General features: G+C 67.3%; 17 protein-coding genes and 1 tRNA gene. 17 read left to right on the top strand and 1 reads right to left on the bottom strand.

Going from position 1 to position 16627, the window contains the following annotated elements:
* The first annotated feature begins 139 nt into the window (after positions 1–139).
* The 17 genes from JNJ68_RS18295 (at position 140) to JNJ68_RS18215 (ending at position 15920) form a co-directional block, all read left to right on the top strand.
* Positions 140–1096: a hypothetical protein gene (locus JNJ68_RS18295; RefSeq protein WP_294984856.1), complete on the top strand. Its 957-nt coding sequence runs from the start codon at positions 140–142 to the stop codon at positions 1094–1096.
* Between the two features lie 73 nt (positions 1097–1169).
* Positions 1170–2138 (top strand): endonuclease/exonuclease/phosphatase family protein, encoded by a 969-nt coding sequence (locus JNJ68_RS18290; protein ID WP_294985195.1) that lies wholly within the window; start codon positions 1170–1172, stop codon positions 2136–2138.
* A 69-nt stretch (positions 2139–2207) separates the two neighbouring features.
* Complete coding sequence (leuB, locus tag JNJ68_RS18285; protein ID WP_294984854.1) at positions 2208–3314, top strand: 3-isopropylmalate dehydrogenase; 1107 nt, start codon at positions 2208–2210, stop codon at positions 3312–3314.
* A gap of 50 nt (positions 3315–3364) precedes the next feature.
* A complete protein-coding gene (locus JNJ68_RS18280) occupies positions 3365–4228 on the top strand; it encodes a DMT family transporter (RefSeq protein WP_294984851.1) in 864 nt (287 codons plus the stop codon).
* A gap of 109 nt (positions 4229–4337) precedes the next feature.
* Positions 4338–5303, top strand: coding sequence for a DMT family transporter (locus JNJ68_RS18275; protein ID WP_294984847.1), 966 nt, complete (start codon positions 4338–4340; stop codon positions 5301–5303).
* A gap of 48 nt (positions 5304–5351) precedes the next feature.
* Positions 5352–5428: transfer RNA gene (locus tag JNJ68_RS18270), tRNA-Pro, on the top strand.
* A gap of 382 nt (positions 5429–5810) precedes the next feature.
* On the top strand, positions 5811–6677 hold the full coding sequence (locus JNJ68_RS18265) for a PhnD/SsuA/transferrin family substrate-binding protein (RefSeq protein WP_294984846.1): 867 nt from the start codon (positions 5811–5813) through the stop codon (positions 6675–6677).
* A gap of 4 nt (positions 6678–6681) precedes the next feature.
* Positions 6682–7482 (top strand): ATP-binding cassette domain-containing protein, encoded by an 801-nt coding sequence (locus tag JNJ68_RS18260; protein WP_294984843.1) that lies wholly within the window; start codon positions 6682–6684, stop codon positions 7480–7482.
* Positions 7479–8273, top strand: a complete 795-nt coding sequence (gene phnE, locus JNJ68_RS18255; protein ID WP_294984840.1) for a phosphonate ABC transporter, permease protein PhnE — start codon at positions 7479–7481, stop codon at positions 8271–8273. The genes JNJ68_RS18260 and phnE (JNJ68_RS18255) overlap by 4 nt, the downstream gene beginning before the upstream one ends.
* Entirely contained in the window at positions 8270–8938 is a 669-nt protein-coding gene (locus tag JNJ68_RS18250) for a class I SAM-dependent methyltransferase (RefSeq protein ID WP_294984837.1), read from the top strand. The genes phnE (JNJ68_RS18255) and JNJ68_RS18250 overlap by 4 nt, the downstream gene beginning before the upstream one ends.
* Complete coding sequence (locus tag JNJ68_RS18245) at positions 8935–10170, top strand: alpha-D-ribose 1-methylphosphonate 5-triphosphate diphosphatase (protein WP_294984836.1); 1236 nt, start codon at positions 8935–8937, stop codon at positions 10168–10170. Before JNJ68_RS18250 ends, JNJ68_RS18245 begins: the two co-directional genes overlap by 4 nt.
* An 11-nt stretch (positions 10171–10181) precedes the next feature.
* Positions 10182–11090 carry a lysophospholipid acyltransferase family protein gene (locus tag JNJ68_RS18240; RefSeq protein ID WP_294984834.1) on the top strand — a complete coding sequence of 303 codons (909 nt, stop codon included), beginning with the start codon at positions 10182–10184 and terminating at the stop codon, positions 11088–11090.
* A gap of 85 nt (positions 11091–11175) precedes the next feature.
* Positions 11176–11994 (top strand): phosphonate ABC transporter ATP-binding protein, encoded by an 819-nt coding sequence (gene phnC, locus JNJ68_RS18235; RefSeq protein WP_294984831.1) that lies wholly within the window; start codon positions 11176–11178, stop codon positions 11992–11994.
* A gap of 40 nt (positions 11995–12034) precedes the next feature.
* Positions 12035–12931 (top strand): phosphonate ABC transporter substrate-binding protein, encoded by an 897-nt coding sequence (gene phnD / locus JNJ68_RS18230; protein ID WP_294984829.1) that lies wholly within the window; start codon positions 12035–12037, stop codon positions 12929–12931.
* A gap of 64 nt (positions 12932–12995) precedes the next feature.
* Positions 12996–13874 carry a phosphonate ABC transporter, permease protein PhnE gene (phnE, locus tag JNJ68_RS18225; protein ID WP_294984826.1) on the top strand — a complete coding sequence of 293 codons (879 nt, stop codon included), beginning with the start codon at positions 12996–12998 and terminating at the stop codon, positions 13872–13874.
* A gap of 104 nt (positions 13875–13978) precedes the next feature.
* Entirely contained in the window at positions 13979–15301 is a 1323-nt protein-coding gene (gene phnE / locus JNJ68_RS18220; protein ID WP_294984824.1) for a phosphonate ABC transporter, permease protein PhnE, read from the top strand.
* Position 15302: 1 nt separating this feature from the next.
* Positions 15303–15920 carry a chloramphenicol acetyltransferase gene (locus tag JNJ68_RS18215; protein ID WP_294984822.1) on the top strand — a complete coding sequence of 206 codons (618 nt, stop codon included), beginning with the start codon at positions 15303–15305 and terminating at the stop codon, positions 15918–15920.
* Here JNJ68_RS18215 and phnF read toward each other — a convergent pair.
* The gene (gene phnF, locus JNJ68_RS18210; protein WP_294984819.1) at positions 15911–16621 is read right to left on the bottom strand and encodes a phosphonate metabolism transcriptional regulator PhnF; all 711 of its coding nucleotides are present in this window, start codon (positions 16619–16621) and stop codon (positions 15911–15913) included. The two genes, JNJ68_RS18215 and phnF, sit on opposite strands and share 10 nt — an antisense overlap.
* Positions 16622–16627: the final 6 nt, after the last annotated feature.

Below are 16627 nucleotides of genomic sequence, written 5' to 3'. Positions count from 1 at the left end.
GAGGTCGCAGGATTGTGCGGGGATTCTGCACGACGCCGCCCATTGGGCCAAGACTGACCCTTAAATGGCCACAAAGCTTGGGCTAGATGCTCACAACCAGAGCGTGACTACGGGAATCGGTGCGGAATTGGGCGGAATTGTGGCAAACGGAACCGCATGGATCGAGGCGCTGCGCAGCAAGCTGCGGCTGACCGCCGTAACCTCGACGGACGGCTGGGCGCGAACCTGGGCCTCGCGGGCGATCGCGGCGGCGGTGCGCGCCTTCCTGGTGATGATCCTGATCGTCGCTCCTTCGGTGATCCTGCCGGGGATCGGCACCGACACCAAGCAGATCGTCGCCCTGCTGTCGCTGTTCGGCGGGGCGCTGGTCTTCTTCGAATACAACGCCGTCTACCCCAGCCTGATCGAGTTCCGCGACGGCGCGCCCTACAACCGCATCCGCTATCTGATGATGCTGACCATAGTGGTCGTGCTCTCCTCCATCGTCGCGGACATGGAGGCGTCGACCACGGTCTCGCGCTTCTTCCATGCGCTCGGGCTGCTGATCGGCGCCTCGCTCGACTTTCCCTATTCGCCGGTCCGCCTGGCCAGCTACATGCTGGACGACACCGCCACCGCCGCGCAGATCGTGCAGGTCAAGGTGGCGGCGGGGACCGCCTACCTGATCTCGCTCTTTTCGCTCGCGCTTTTCGTGATCGTGCTGAAGCTGGTCGGCTGGCCCTCGACGAAAGCCGCGTTCAACGTCTGGGTGAACCTGCCCACCTTCGAGCCGACCGCGGGCGGCGATGTGGTCGACCGGCTGGTGCGCGATTCCCATGCCAACCTGGCGGTGGGGTTCCTGCTGCCCTTCGTGATCCCGGCCGTCGTCGCAGTGCTGACCTCCGGTATTCCGGCGGATACCCTGACCTCGCCGCAGACGCTGATCTGGACCATGGCGCTTTGGGCCTACATGCCGGCGGCGCTGATCATGCGGGCGGTCGCCATGGCGCGGATCGCCGACATGATCCGCATCAAGCGGGCGGCGAAGCTGGCGGTGCTGGGCGCGATCGAGCCTTCGCAGCTGGATCACGACGAAGACGAGGACGACGATCTTTAGGCGGCTCCTCCTTCTGACTGCGCTGCTTGGCACGCCCGCCGCCGCCGAGACGCTGCGGGTGGCGACCTGGAACCTGGGGCTGGACCGCAAGGGGCCGGGGCTCCTGGTGCGGGATCTGGACCGGGGCGAGGACCCGCAGATCGCAGCCATCGTCCGGGTGCTGGCGCAGCTTGACGCCGACGTGATCCTGCTGACTTCGGTCGATTATGACCGCGGCGGGGTGGCGCTGCGGCTGCTGGCGGAAAGACTGGCGGCGGCGGGAGCGGACTATCCGCATCGCTTCGCCTTCCGCCCGAACACCGGCACGCAGACCGGCTTCGATCTCGATGGCAACGGGCGGCCCGGCGATCCGCGCGATGCGCAGGGGTTCGGGCTGTTCTCCGGGCAGGGCGGGATGGCAATCCTGTCGCGGCTGCCGGTGGACGAGGCGGGGGCGCGGGATTTCTCGGGCTTCCTCTGGCGCGACCTGCCGGGCGGGCTTTCGGACGACCCGCCGGAACTGGCCGCGGTGCAGCGGCTGGCGACGACCGGATTCTGGGACGTGCCGGTGGAGGCAGCCTCCGGCCCGCTGCACCTTCTGGCCTGGCACGCCACCCCGCCGGTCTTCGACGGGCCGGAGGACAGGAACGGCCGCCGCAACCATGACGAGGCGGCGTTCTGGCGGCTGTTCCTGAAGGGCGCCCTGCCGATGGCCCCGCCGGAGGGGGCGTTCGTCCTGCTGGGCGACGGCAACCTCGACCCCTCCGATGGCGATGGCCTGCGCGAGGGGATCGCGGGGCTGCTTGCGCATCCCGCCGTGCAGGACCCCGCGCCGAAGGGGCGAGAAGACCGGACGGACCCCGGCCAGAGCGGCGACCCGCGGCTTGATACGGTGCTCTACCCCGACCTTGGCGGGCTGCGGCTGGACTATGTGCTGCCTTCGGCCGGGCTGGCGGTCACTGCTGCGGGCGTGCTCTGGCCCGCCAAGGGCGACCCGCTGCTCACCGACCTCGCCGCCGCCTCGCACCACTTCCCGGTCTGGGTCGACATCGCCATGCCCTGACGCTCGCCGCTTGAAGTTTTCGCGGCGAAAAGCTAGGCCCTCCGCGACAGTTTTCCCAGGAGCAAGCGCGTGGCAAATCCTTCCCTCCTTATCCTCGCCGGCGACGGCATCGGCCCGGAAGTCATGGCCGAGGTGAAGAAGATCATCGGCTGGATGGGCGCGAAACGTGGCATCCGGTTCGACGTCAACGAGGACCTGGTGGGCGGCTGCGCCTATGATGCGCATGGCACGCCCCTGACGGACGCGACGATGGCCAAGGCGCAGGAAGTGGACGCGGTCCTCCTGGGCGCCGTGGGCGGGCCGAAATACGACAAGCTGGACTTTTCCGTCAAACCGGAGCGGGGACTGTTGCGCCTGCGCAAGGAGATGGACCTGTTTTCGAACCTCCGCCCGGCGCAGTGCTTCGACGCGCTGGCCGATTTCTCGTCGCTGAAGCGCGAGGTGGTGGCGGGCCTCGACATCGTGATCGTGCGCGAGCTGACCTCGGGCGTCTATTTCGGCGAGCCGCGCGGGATTTTCAAGGAAGGCAACGAACGCGTGGGCATCAACACCCAGCGCTATACCGAAAGCGAGATCACCCGGGTGGCGAAATCGGCTTTCGAACTGGCGCGGAAGCGGGGCAACAAGGTCTGCTCGATGGAGAAGGCCAATGTGATGGAATCGGGCATCCTGTGGCGCGACGTGGTGCAGGAGGTGCACGACCGCGACTATCCGGATGTGGAGCTTAGCCATATGTATGCCGACAACGGCGCGATGCAGTTGGTGCGGTGGCCCAAGCAGTTCGACGTGATCGTGACCGACAACCTGTTCGGCGACGTGCTGTCGGATTGCGCGGCGATGCTGACGGGCAGCCTCGGGATGCTGCCCTCGGCCAGCCTTGGCGCGCCGATGGCGAATGGCCGTCCGAAGGCGCTGTATGAACCTGTCCACGGCAGCGCGCCCGATATCTCGGGCCAGGGCAAGGCCAACCCGATCGCCTGCATCCTGAGCTTCGCCATGGCGCTGCGCTATTCGTTCGACCTGGGCGAGGAAGCCACGCGGGTCGAGAAGGCGGTGGAGAAGGTGCTGGCCGACGGCGTTCGCACCACCGACCTGATGGGCCCTGAAGGCGGTACGCCGGTCTCGACCAGCCAGATGGGCGATGCCGTGCTCGCCGCGCTGGACGCCAGCCTCTGACACCAGATGCCGGGGCCGACCGCCCCGGCCCACCCCGGCAGGAGCCGCCGATGTCCCCCTCCCTGAAAGGCGCGCTGCTGGGTCTGGCGGGGTTCGGCCTCTTCTCGATGGCGGATGCCACGATCAAGTTCCTGGGTGGCAGCTATCACCCGGTACAGATCGTGGCCTTCATGAACCTGTTCACCCTGCCCCTGATCGGGCTTCTCTGGCTGCAATCGCCGGTCCCGCTGAAGCCGGTGCATCCCTGGCTGATGGCGATCCGCACCCTGGCGGTGGTCGGCAACGGCCTTCTCGTCACTTATGCCTTCACCGCGCTGCCGCTGGCGCAGGCCTATGCGATCTTCTTCACCCTGCCCCTGGTCCTGACCCTGATGGCCTGGCCCCTGCTGGGGGACCGGGTGGATGCGACGGGCGGGATGGCGGTGGTGCTTGGGCTCATAGGCGTGATCGTGGCGCTGAACCCCGGCCGGGTCGAGTTCGGCATGGGCCACCTCGCGGCAGTGCTGGGGATGCTTCTGGCCGCTGTGCACTATCTGATCGTGCGCAAGACCGGCGGTGCCGAGGCGGCGGTGCCGATGCTGCTTTACCCCGTACTGGGCCAGACGATGACCGCCTTCCTGCTGCTGCCCGGGCGCTATGCGCCGATGCCGCTCCATGACCTTGCCGCCATGGCCGCCCTGGCGCTGGGAGGGTTCGGCGGCACGCTGATGATGCTTGCCGCCTACCGCGCCGCACCACCCGTCGTGGTGGCGCCCACGCAATATTCGCAGATCGCCTGGGCGGCGCTGTTCGGCGCGCTGTTCTTCGCCGAGCCGATGACGGCAGGTATGGCGATCGGAATGGCGATCATCGCTGCCGCCGGGATGCTCGTCATCGCGCGGCAGGACAGGGCCCGGCCCGCCGCAGCCGAATAGCCGCGCCGCAACCGGGGCTCCGGCCCTTGCGCCTGCCCCCGTTTCGCGCGAAAGTGTTGCCGCCAACGGGGTGCCATACAAGGCACCCGCCGCCCCCGGAATTTTCGCGATGTCCCCCACCCTGCGCGGCGCCCTCCTGTCGCTTGCCGCTTTCTCCGCCTACGCCACGCATGATGTCGTGGTGAAATATCTCGGCGGGCATTACTCCTCGTTCCAGACCATGTTCTTCGCCGGCCTGATGGGCTTTCCGCTGGTAACGATCCTGCTGCTCAGCGACCGGCGCGACGGGACGCTGATTCCCCGGCATCCCTGGTGGACCGCGATCCGCACCGTCAGCGCGGTGGTCACGGGGGCGATGGGCTTCTACGCCTTCTCGGTCCTGCCGATGGCCACATGCTATGCGATCTTCTTCGCCATGCCTCTCCTCATCACCCTGATGGCGATCCCCATGCTGGGCGAGAAGGTCGGCCTCCGGCGCGGTATTGCGGTCATCGTGGGACTCGTCGGCGTGATCATCGTCCTGCGCCCCGGCAGCGGCGACGGCTTTTCACTCGGGCACCTGGCGGCGCTGGGGGCGGCGACCACCGGCTCGCTCTCTTCGATCATCGTGCGCAAGATCGGGCGCGACGAACGCTCGGTCGTGCTGATGCTGTATCCGATGGTGCTGACCTTCGTCGCCACCGGCGCGCTGATGCCGCTCGTCTACCAGCCGATGCCGGTGACCCATCTCGCGCTGACCGCCGTGATGGCGCTGCTCGGCACGCTGGGCGCGCTTGGCAGCATCGCCGCCTACCGTGTCGCCCCGGCGGTGATCGTCGCGCCGATGCAGTATTCCCAGATCATCTGGGCGGCAATCTACGGCTGGCTGTTCTTCCGCGAAGGGGTCGATGTCTACACCGCCATCGGCTCGGGTGTGATCATCCTGTCCGGTATCTATATCGTCCTGCGCGAAGGCACCCCCTCGGTCAGCCAGAACCGCCCCGTGCTGGAGAACCGCTCGCGCTGGGAGATCGGAACCTTTCCCCGGATTTCCAGCTGGCTGAAGCGCTTCGAAAGGGGCGGCGATCAGGCGTGAGGCCCCTTGCCAAAGCCGGACAGACGGGATAACCCCCGCGTCATCGGTCGGAGCGTAGCGCAGTCTGGTAGCGCACCTGCTTCGGGAGCAGGGGGTCGGAGGTTCGAATCCTCTCGCTCCGACCAATAGAAAAAATCCCGGAATCGCGATAGTTTCGAGCAGCGCAGATTTCGCGACCGGTACGGTTTTCCAGACGGGAAAGCGGGGCTGTCTGGCGGCTTCGCATCGCGCCGCAAAGTCGCCTGGAGGTGTTGGAGCTATCCGCGAAGATCGGAGTTTTCCGATTCGAGTCCGGGAACCGGCTCGCCCTGCGCGTCGATGCCTCGTGCCGGGTCCAGGCGCAGATATGCGCGGCCCACTTCCGGAGCCTTCGCGATGGACCTCACCCGGTCGATCGGCACCTTGTTCGGTCCATTCAGGGACTGTCGCAGTCCTGTGACCTCTCCGTCGCGTCACTGTAGTCTTTGATTGCTAGCCGTCCGTCAGATCACTGAAAGGACGCCCCCCATGAAACACCTTCTTGCCCCCGGCCTGCTCGCCGCTGCAATCGTCTCGGCAACCGCCTGCGCCGCTCAGGAGACCATCCGCTTCGCCGTCACCGACATCGACGGGATGGAAGCGCTTCAGCGCGAGATGGGGCCGTTCAAGGAGGCGTTCGAGGTCGCCTCGGGCCTGAAGGTCGAGTTCTTCCCGGTCTCGGGCCGCACGGTGGCCGTCGAGGCGATGGCGGCGGACCAGATCGACTTCGTGCTGACCGGCCCGGCGGAATATGTGGTCTTCAACGCCCGGCTCGATGCGCAGCCGGTCGTGACCTGGGTGCGCCCGGACTATTACTCCACCGTCGTCGTGCTGGAGGACAGCCCGGTCAAGACGCCCGCCGACCTGAAGGGCCAGATCATCTCGTTCGGCGAGATCGGCTCGACCTCGCAGCACCTCGGCCCGGTCGACCTGCTGGCCAAGGCGGGGCTGACCTATGCGGTAGATTACCAGCCCGTCTTCCTGAACCGCAATGTCGCGGTCGAGGCGCTGATCAAGGGCGAGATCGCCGGGATCGGCCTGAACCGCACCCATCTCGACAGCATCACCGGCAAGTTCCCCGACCAGAAGTTCCGGGTTCTCGCAAAGGGCGACCAGCTTCCCGACGACATCCTCCTCGCCTCGGAGAAGGTCCCGCCCGAGGTGGTGGAGACCGTCCGCCGGACCTTCGCCGATCACGGCGCCGAAATCCTGGAGGCGCTGACCTCGACCGAAGAGAACGCCAAATACATCGGCGGCACGTTCAACCCGACCGTGACCGACGCCGACTACGATGTGGTGCGCAAGATGTTCGAGAACATCGGCATCACCGAGTTCACCGAATTCGTCGGCGAGTGACCCGGTGAACGCACCGCTTCCGCCGCGGACGCTGGCCGGTTCTGCCCTGGCAGAGCCGGTCCTTGCCGTCCGGGGGCTGACCAAGGACTTCCCAGGCCGCACCGTGCTTCAGGACCTGAGCTTCACGCTGGCCCCCGGCCAGGCGACGGCGCTGATCGGGGCCAACGGGTCGGGCAAGTCCACGCTCCTGCGCTGCCTCGTCCGGCTGATCGAACCCTCGGGTGGCGAGATCCGCATGCTCGGGCGGGACATCCGCGCCCTTCCGCCCCGCGCGCTCCGCCGCCTGCGGGCCGAGGTCGGCATCGTCTGGCAGCGCCACAACCTCGTGCCCCGCCTCTCGGCCCTGTCGAACGTGATCCACGGCGTGCAGGCGCGGATGACCGGCCCCCGCGCCTGGACGCAATCGCTGGCCCCGGCGGCAGTCCGGGACGAGGCGATGGCCTGTCTGGCCCGCGTGGGCCTTGCCGATCGCGCGCTCGTGCGGGTCGACAGCCTGTCGGGCGGCCAGCAGCAGCGTATCGCCATCGCCCGAATGCTGATGCAGCGCCCTACCTTCATCCTGGCCGACGAGCCGGACGCGAGTCTGGACCCGCAGACCGGGGAAGAGGTGATGTCCCTGCTCCTCGGCCTGGTGCGTGAAGAGGGGCTGTCGCTTCTGGTCATCTCGCACCGGCTGGAACACACCTTGCGCTTTTCCGACCGCATCCTCGGCCTTGCCAACGGCCGGATCGCGCTGGACCTTCCCACCCGGCGCGCCAATGCCGCCAGCCTGCGGCAGTTCTTCGATCAGGCGGAGGCCGCATGACCACCCTCGCCCCCGCCCGCTTCCAGCACCGCAGCCTGGTGGAATATGCCGCGCTTCTGGCCGTGCTGGCGCTGGTCGCAGCTTCGCTCGCGGCCACCGCCCCGGCGCCCGGCAAGCTGGGCAGCGGCATCGCGCGGCTCTTCGCGCCCTCGGGCCTTTTGACCCAGATGTTCCCGCCCGACTTCACCCGCATCGTGCCCATCGGCTGGAAGCTTCTGGAGACCCTGCAGATGGCCGTCGCCGGCTGCTTTCTGGGGCTGATCCTCGCACTTCCCTTCGCGATCCTCGCCACCGACCGGCTGTCGCCGCACCCGCTGGTCCGCCACGCCGCGCGCGCCCTCATCGCGCTTTTCCGCACGGTGCCAGACCTGGTCTGGGCCATCATCTTCATCATCATCGTCGGTCTCGGCCCCGCCGCCGGGGTGATGGCGATCATGGTCGACAAGATCGGCTTCGCGGGGCGCTTCTTCGCAGAAGCGATGGAGGAAACCGACCCCGGCCCACAGGACGCGCTTCGTGCCATCGGGGCGTCCCGGCTGGGGATCATCGGCTCCGCCGTCATCCCGGCCTGCCTGCCCTCGTTCACCGCCACGTCTCTGTTCGCGCTGGAGAAATCCGTGCGCGGTTCCGCCGCCCTGGGCCTTGTCGGCGCGGGTGGCATCGGGGTGGACCTCAAGGTCGCCTTCGACCTGTTCAACTACGACGAGGCCCTCGCGATCATCCTGATGATGCTCGCCCTCGTCATCGCCGTCGAGCAGGGCTCGGGCTGGATCCGCAGGAAGCTGATATGAACCACATGCTCACCGACACCGCGCATCTCTACTGGAACGCCGAGTGGCAGAAGGCCGACGGCACCTCGCCCTGGGCGATGCCCGAGCCATGGGCCATCGATCATGTCAGCACGCTTCCCCCCGGTTCGCACATACTGGACCTTGGCGCGGGGATCGGCCGTCATGCGCTGGCCTTTGCGGCAGACGGGCACCACGTCACCGCGCTTGACGCATCCGAGGCCGCAACGGCCGCCGTTGCCGCTGCGGCCTTCACCAAGGGATTGACCATCGACACCGTACAGGCCCCGATGACCGACCTGCCCTTCGAGACCGCCAGCTTCGACCACGTGCTCGCCTGGAACGTCGTCTACCATGGCGACGAATCCGTCGTCCGCCGCACCCTTGCCGAGATCGCCCGCGTCCTGCGGCCCGGCGGTACGTTCATGGCGACAATGCTGTCCGCCCGCCGCCTGCCGGTCGAACAGGCCAAGGCCAGGGGCCGGGAGATCAGCCGCAACACCTGGGTCTTCGAGGGCGAGGGCGACAAGGTTCACCCGCATTACTTCTGTACCGGCACCGACCTTCTGTCGCTGCTCTGGGGGTTCGAGGTCTTCACGCTGTTCGACCGGCCCCATGTCAAGCCCGGCTCCTGGCATTGGCATCTTCTGGCGGAGCGTCTGACATGACCGCGGAACTGATCGAAGGCGCCCGTGTCATCCTGGAAGACCGGGTCGAGACCGCCTCGGTCCGCATCGAGGGCGGGCGGATCACCGGCATCGATGTGGCCCCCGACGGGGCAAGCCTTGTTCCTGCCCGGGGGCGCCTGCTGGCGCCGGCCTTCGTCGACATCCATGGCGACGCTTTCGAGCGGCAAGTCATGCCGCGCCCCGGCGTCATGGTGCCGGTGGAAACCGCGCTTCTGGAAACCGACCGCCAGCTTGCCTCGAACGGCATCGCGACCGCCTACCATGCCCTTACCCTGTCCTGGGAGCCGGGCCTGCGCAGCGTGGATACCGGCTGGCAGATTGTTCGCGCGCTGGAACGCCTTCGCCCCCGTCTTACCGCCGAGAACCGCCTGCAACTGCGGTGGGAGACCTTCTGCCATGAGGCGGAGCCGCTGATCGCCCATGTCCTCTCTGGCCCCGACCGCCCGGCGCTGGCGTTCAACGACCATACGACCTCGATGCTTCTGCACCCCGACGTGGCCGTGCAGGACCGGCCCTTCGACCAGGCCGATCCCTATCCGGTGACGCCCTTCGACGCCCCGCGCTTCCTGAAGAAGATGGCCGACCAGGCCCGTCGCGCCCATGTCCTGCCCGAAGACTACGTGGCCCTCCTGACCGGCGTCTGGACCCGGCGTGGCGAAGTCCCCGCCCATATCGCCCGGATGGCCGCACTGGCCCGGTCGCACAGGGCCCCGATGCTCTCCCACGACGACAGCCAGGCCGAGACGCGCGGCTACTACCGCAGCCTCGGTGCCACCGTAGCCGAGTTTCCGATGCATGACCGGGTCTTCCATGCCGCACGCGAGGCAGGCGATGCCATCGTCCTCGGCGCGCCGAACGCCATGCGCGGCGGCAGTCACCTTGGCAGCCCCGGCGCCGCGCAGATGATCGCGCGAGGACTCTGCGACATCCTCGCCTCGGACTATTTCTACCCGGCCATGCTGGGAGCGATGGTCCGCCTGCATACCGACCGGGTGGCTCCGCTTCCCGCGCTCTGGAAACTCGTCTCGCTGAATCCCGCCCGTGCCATGGGCCTTGCCGACCGGGGCCGCATCGCGCCCGGTCAGCGGGCGGACCTCCTTCTTCTCGACTGGCCCGAAGGCCATGCCCCGGCCCCTCTGCGAACCTGGGTTTCCGGTCGTCCCGGCTATTCCGCCTTGCCCTCACTCCCCCAACCCGAACCTGCCCTCTGAGGAGAGCCAAGATGTTCGACGCGCTTGCCAACTTCGACAGTCTCCCGGTCGCGCCCCAGGTCGATTTCACCTATTCCCACCCCGGCCAGTCCCGCTTTCGACGCGGCCTGATCCGGGCGGTCGAAATGCTGACCGGCCAGCCTAAGCTGCGAAGGCTCTACCTCGACTGGGTGTGGAGCGACGGAATGCCCGGCGTGCCCGTCTTCTCTGCCGCGCTGCGCCAGTTGGATATCCAGCCGCGTATCCTCACGGGGGAAGACCACCTGAATGCCCTTCCGGCCTCGGGCGGTCTTCTTCTGGTGGCGAACCATCCCTTCGGCGTCGTCGACGGGTTGACCATCGGCCACCTGGGGATGCAGCTTCGCGGCAACGTCCGCATTCTGACCAACAGCCTGCTCTGCCGGGTGCCCGAGGTCGACCCCTATCTGCTCCCCGTCGATTTCTCCGGCACGCCCGAGGCGCGACGGCTGACGGCCGAGACCCGGCGGCGGGCGGCGGCGCTTCTCCAGGCGGGCAAGGTCGTTGCGGTGTTCCCGGCCGGGGGCGTGGCGACCGCGAACCGGCCGCTTACGGGCCGCGCGGTGGATTCGCCCTGGCATCCCTTCGTCGGGCGGCTGGCGACGATTCCCGGCGTGACCACGCTGCCGGTGCATTTCTCCGGCCAGAACTCGCGCCTCTTCCAGATCGCAAGCCATACCGCCTATCCGCTGCGCGTCGCGCTGATCTTCCACGAAACCCGGCGCCGTATCGGCCAGCCGGTCAACCTGCGGATCGGCGCGCCGATCTCGGCCTCCGAACTCGCACAGATCGACCGCAACCGGGTGGCGACCGAGCTTCGCCGCCGTTGCATGGCGCTGGCCGTTCCCGCGCTGGCGGACCCCGACGAGGTCTTCGTCTGGCCCAGCCACATCAGGTGGTAGAAGTCACACAAGCTTCACCCACCCTTCGGACGACTGTCATATCCGCCCGCTACGACCGTGCCAGACCAAAGCGAAGGGATGACCGATGCTGGATGTGCGGAGCGTGACACGGATGTTCGGCCAGAAGGCAGCCGTCGACGGCATCAGCTTCCAGATCGACCGCCCGGCCTTCGTGGGCATCATCGGCCGCTCGGGCGCCGGGAAATCCACCTTCCTGCGCATGATGAACCGGCTCCTCGACGCCACCTCGGGCGAGATCCGGGTGAACGGCCGCAACGTCCTCGCCCTGAAGGGCGCCGAGGCCCGCGCCTGGCAATCGCACTGCGCGATGATCTTCCAGCAGTTCAACCTGGTGCCCCGGATGGACGTCGCCTCCAACGTGCTGCACGGCATCCTCAACCGCCGCTCCACGCTTCAGACGATGTTCAACCTCTGGCCCCGCGCGGACATCCTGCGCGCGCTGGAGATCCTCGATCGCCTCGGCATCGCCGAACAGGCCCCGAAACGCGCCGAGGCCCTGTCCGGCGGCCAGCAGCAGCGCGTTGCCATCGCCCGCGCCCTGATGCAGGACCCGAAGATCATCCTCGCCGACGAACCCATCGCCTCGCTCGACCCGATGAACGCCCAGGTGGTCATGGACGCGCTGAAGCGCATCAACGTCGAGGACGGGCGGATGGTCATCGCCAACCTCCACACGCTCGACACCGCCCGCCGCTATTGCGACCGGGTGATCGGCATGCGCGACGGCCGCATCGTCTTTGACGGCACGCCCGACCAACTGTCCACCGGCGTCGCCCGCGACATCTACGGCGCGGATGCGAGCTTCAACGAGGCCGCGACCTCCACCGCGATCCCCGCAGACACCACGGCAGACCGCAGCTACGCGGATCTCATGCTGTCGTGACTTCCCTGGCCACCCTGGCCTCAACCTTCATGGAGACCCCATGCACAAGCTGCTGACCGCAACCGCCCTGACCGCGATCCTCGCCTCTGCCGCGAGCGCGCAGGAAATCACCGGGTTCAACATCGGCATCCTCGGCGGCGAGAACGCCCAGGACCGCCTGACCTCGAACGAATGCTTCCGCGCCAAGGTCGAAGAAGCCCTGGGTGTCCCCGTGAAGCTCTTCACGCCCGCCGACTATGACGGGGTGATCCAGGGCCTTCTGGGCGGCACGCTCGACTATGCCTGGCTGGGTGCCTCGGGGTATGCCAAGATCTACCTGACCGACCCGGAAGCGGTGGAGGTCAAGCTTACCAAGCAGAACATGGACGGCTCGACCGGCTATTACTCGATCGGCTTCACCCGCAAGGACACCGGCATCACCTCGATGGACGAGGCCAAGGGCAAGGTCTTCGCTTTCGCCGATCCGAACTCCACCTCCGGCTACCTTGTCCCCGGCGCCGAACTGGCCGCGAAATACGGTGACCTGAAGTCCTACTTCGGCGAAGTGAAGATGTCGGGCGGGCATGAGCAGACCATCGTCGGCGTCGCGAACGGCGATTTCGATGCGGGCGTGTCCTGGGCCGATGGCCTCGGCAACTGGGAGGACGGCTACAATTCCGGCGCCTTCCGCAAGGCCGCCGACGCAGGGCTGGTCGATATGTCGAACCTGGTGGAAATCTGGCGCTCGGCGCTGATCCCGGAAGGCCCGATGGTGGTCCGCAAGGCGCTCCCGCAGGACGTGAAGGACAAGGTGACCCAGCTCACCGCCGACCTCTGGGAGACCGACCCCGAATGCGCCTATGCCGTCGCTGCGGGCGAGGCCAAGGACTTCGTCCCGGTCGAACATTCCGCCTATGACGGCATCCTTGCCGCCCGCCGGATGCAGGAAGGCACCTGAGCCTTGCCCGGCCGGACCCCGACGCTTCCCGGGGTCCGGCCTTTCCCTTTTCCCGGACCGCTCCATGGTTGACGCCGCCTTCGGGCCCGAACCGGGCCGCCGCCCGAACCTTGCCGACCCGCGCGAGGCCTATCTCGACATGATCCGCCGCAAGCGGATGTATGGCGGCATCCTGCTGGTGGTCTTCGTGGCGCTCATGGCTTCAGGCTGGCGGCTGGCCGAGGACCGCAACGCGGGCGGCTTTCTTGACGGATTGCACCAGATCTTCGCCTTCCCGTTGGAAGTCCTGTCCGAAGCCTGGGAAAAGCGCGCGGTTCTGCCCGGCATCTTCCTGGACCACATCCCCGCCCTGATCGAGACACTGAACATCGCCGCCGTCGCCACCCTCCTCGGCGGGCTGGCCGCAATGACGCTTTCGCTTCTTGCGACGCGCGGCCTTGCCCGCTGGCCCGCCCTGATCCCGCTCTTTCGCCGCCTCATGGACGCCCTGCGCGCGATCCCTGAAATCGTCATCGCGCTTGTGCTGATCTTCATGCTCGGCGGCGGTCCGGTTCCCGCCGTGATTGCCATCGCGCTTCACACCGGCGGCGCCTTGGGCAAGCTCTTCTCCGAAGTGGCCGAGAACGCCGACCTGAAACCGGTCGAAGGGCTGGCCTCCGTCGGTGCCACCTGGGGCCAGCGCATGTGGCTGGCTGTCCTGCCGCAAGTCGCGCCGAACTGGCTCAGCTACGCGCTCCTGCGGTTCGAGATCAACGTCCGCGCCAGCGCAATCCTCGGCTTCGTCGGCGAGGGCGGCATCGGGCATGACCTCAAGATCGCGATGCAATGGGGCCAGGGCCGATATGACGAAGTCGTCGCCATCTTCGCGCTTCTGTTCGTGACCATCGTCGTGATCGACCAGATTTCCGACCGCTACCGGCAGAAGCTGGTCCAAGGGACCTGAGTCATGCACCTCATCTGCACCGCAGCCCCCCAAACCCATCGCCCGCCGACCAGGGGGGAGGAATGGCGAGGGGCGACGCCAATGCCAGCGCAAGGGGCGACCCAATGACCGCAACGCCCGCCGCCAGTCTCGCCGACACGGTGACCCGTCGCTTCGCGGCCAGGACCCGGCTGGCCTTCGCCATCCCCGCCGCGATCCTGGCCTATCTCGTCTACGCTGCGATCAGCTTCGACATCGTTGGCCTCGTGCAGCGCGCCCGCCTCGACAATGCCGCGATTCTTCTGGGCGACTTCTGGTCGCACAAGACCCATGTCACCCGCGACAACCGGACAGACCGCGTCACCGTCGCCATCGAGGGCGAGGCCAAGGGCACCTACCCCGACGGCATGCTGCCCGACTGGGTCACGATCAACGGCACCACCACGACGATCGACCTTGGTGACGGTCACGTGATCACCTACGACGACCAGGGCGCACGCTACGTCGTCCCCGCTTACGGCACCATCGACATCCGGCCCGAAGGCGGCAAGCCGGTCCTGACCGCGCCGCAGCCGATCCCCGACTGGATCAGCGTGTCCGAGAACAAGGTCTCTGTCACCACCGACCACGGCCGTTTCAGCTATTCTCGCTCCAAGGTCGAGACCTTCAAGTATGAACCTGGCTGGGAGCTGTGGTTCTTTACCCTCGACAGCCCGTTCTACGGCAAGTCCTTCGGCGAACTGGTGAGGTTGGCCGCCAGCGCTGACCGGATCGACCCGGCGCAGTCGAACCTTGTCCACATGGCGCATGACTTCTGGACCAACCGGATGTGGCGTCACGGCGACGTGGCCTGGGCGATGTTCGAGACGGTTCTGATGGCCTTCCTCGGCACGATGTCTTCCGCGCTGGTCGCCCTGCCGCTGGGCTTCCTCGCGGCACGGAATTTCAACCCGCTTGGCCCCCTGCGCTTTGCCGCGCGCCGCATATTCGACTTCATCCGCGGCGTCGACGGCCTGATCTGGACGATCATCCTCTCGCGCGCCTTCGGTCCCGGCCCGATGACCGGCGCCATCGCCATCGCGATCACCGATACCGGCACCTTCGGAAAGACCTTCTCGGAAGCGCTGGAGAACATCGACGAGAGGCAGGTCGAGGGCATCCGCTCCACCGGTGCCGGCGCCCTGCAACGCGCCCGGTTCGGGGTGATCCCGCAGATCACACCGGTGCTGCTGTCGCAGGTGCTGTATTATCTGGAATCCAACACCCGCAGCGCGACCGTGATCGGCGCGATCGTCGGCGGCGGGATCGGCCTTCTTCTCACCCAGGCGATCATCACACAGAAGGACTGGGAGGAAGTGGCCTATTACATGGTCCTCATCGTCCTGATGGTGATGCTGATGGACAGCTTGTCGGGCTGGCTCCGCCGCAAGCTGATCAAGGGGACGTAAGATGCCCAAGCTTTCGGCCACCGAACCCTTCGTCCACCCCGGATGCATGATCATCGGTTCGACCTTCGGCGCCTGGTGCGAGGTGGGCGAGGGCTCGCGCGTCCTCAATTCGACATTCGAGGATTATGCCTACTGCGATCGCCTTTCGGACATCGCCAATGCCACCTTGGGAAAGTTCGCCAACATCGCCGCGATGACCCGGATCGGCCCGACCGATCATCCGATGGCGAACGCCAGCCTCCACCATTTCCTCTACCGCTCGACCTCTTATTGGGACGATGTGCCGGATGACGCGGAGTTCATGACGCATCGCGCCAGCCGCCGCACGGTGATCGGCCCCGATACCTGGCTTGGCCACGGCGTCATCGTGAAGCCCGAGGTCACGATTGGCGCCGGTGCGATCATCGCCTCGGGGGCGGTCGTCACCAAGGATGTGCCGCCCTACATGATCATGGCCGGCATCCCCGCCCAGCCTCTCCGGCCCCGTTTCGCCACCGGCATCGCCGACCGTCTCATGGCGCTCGCCTGGTGGGACTGGAGCCACGACCGGCTTCGCGCCGCCCTTCTCGACTTCCGCTCGCTGAAGGCCGAGGCGTTCCTGGAGAAGTATCAGGGCTGATCCGCCACCGTCAGCGTGACCCGCTCTCCCGCGAACCAGGTGGTTCCAAGCTCAATCGGAACCCCGCCGGGGTCGACGTTCACCGCCACCGTCCGCATCACCGGCGCGCCGGGCCGCACCGCCAGCGCCACGGCCAGCACCGGGTCCGCCAGCTGCGCCGTCAGCCGCGTCTCGGCGCGGGTGTAGTCGGTGAGACCTGAAGCTGCGAGCGAGCGGGTGATCGAGCCCGTCTCGCGGATCGAGGCCAGCAGGCCCGGAAACCGGGCGGCCGGAAAGATCGACCGGAAGGTCGCAATGGGCTGCCCGTCGGCCAGCGAGATTCCCTCGACCACATGCACCGCATCGCCCGGCTTCAAACGGAGGATACGGGCTTCCTCGGGATCGCAGGGTCGCGTCTCGGTCCGGCTGATCCGGCGCGAGGGGGTCTGCCCCGCGGCAAGCACGTTCTGATGGAACCGCACCCGCCGACCCAGCGGATAATCGGTCGGCCGCTGTGCCACGAAGACCCCCGCCCCCTGGCGGGAGTGGACGAGGCCACGCTCGGCCAGCGCGGAAAGCGCATGGCGGACGGTGTGACGGTTCACCCCGAAACGCGCCGCCAGCGCCGCCTCGGTGGGCAGCCGGTCGCCGGGGCGGTAATGACCCGCCGCGATCTCTTCGGTCAGCGCGGCCGCGATGGCGGACCAGATGGATTCCTTCAAGGGCTT

Source organism: Tabrizicola sp. (assembly GCF_016793705.1).
Classification (GTDB): Bacteria; Pseudomonadota; Alphaproteobacteria; order Rhodobacterales; family Rhodobacteraceae; genus Tabrizicola.
The sequence above is the reverse complement of the archived record's forward strand: the minus strand, read 5'-3'. Positions and strand labels throughout refer to the sequence as shown.

Bases quoted from the DNA above. Each gene is read 5' to 3' on its own strand.
- JNJ68_RS18280 (WP_294984851.1), top strand. From the start codon at position 3,365: ATGTCCCCCTCCCTGAAAGGCGCGCTGCTGGGTCTGGCGGGGTTCGGC.
- JNJ68_RS18275 (WP_294984847.1), top strand. From the start codon at position 4,338: ATGTCCCCCACCCTGCGCGGCGCCCTCCTGTCGCTTGCCGCTTTCTCC.
- JNJ68_RS18265 (WP_294984846.1), top strand. From the start codon at position 5,811: ATGAAACACCTTCTTGCCCCCGGCCTGCTCGCCGCTGCAATCGTCTCG.
- phnE (WP_294984840.1), top strand. From the start codon at position 7,479: ATGACCACCCTCGCCCCCGCCCGCTTCCAGCACCGCAGCCTGGTGGAA.
- JNJ68_RS18250 (WP_294984837.1), top strand. From the start codon at position 8,270: ATGAACCACATGCTCACCGACACCGCGCATCTCTACTGGAACGCCGAG.
- JNJ68_RS18245 (WP_294984836.1), top strand. From the start codon at position 8,935: ATGACCGCGGAACTGATCGAAGGCGCCCGTGTCATCCTGGAAGACCGG.
- JNJ68_RS18240 (WP_294984834.1), top strand. From the start codon at position 10,182: ATGTTCGACGCGCTTGCCAACTTCGACAGTCTCCCGGTCGCGCCCCAG.
- phnC (WP_294984831.1), top strand. From the start codon at position 11,176: ATGCTGGATGTGCGGAGCGTGACACGGATGTTCGGCCAGAAGGCAGCC.
- phnD (WP_294984829.1), top strand. From the start codon at position 12,035: ATGCACAAGCTGCTGACCGCAACCGCCCTGACCGCGATCCTCGCCTCT.
- phnE (WP_294984826.1), top strand. From the start codon at position 12,996: ATGGTTGACGCCGCCTTCGGGCCCGAACCGGGCCGCCGCCCGAACCTT.
- phnE (WP_294984824.1), top strand. From the start codon at position 13,979: ATGACCGCAACGCCCGCCGCCAGTCTCGCCGACACGGTGACCCGTCGC.
- JNJ68_RS18215 (WP_294984822.1), top strand. From the start codon at position 15,303: ATGCCCAAGCTTTCGGCCACCGAACCCTTCGTCCACCCCGGATGCATG.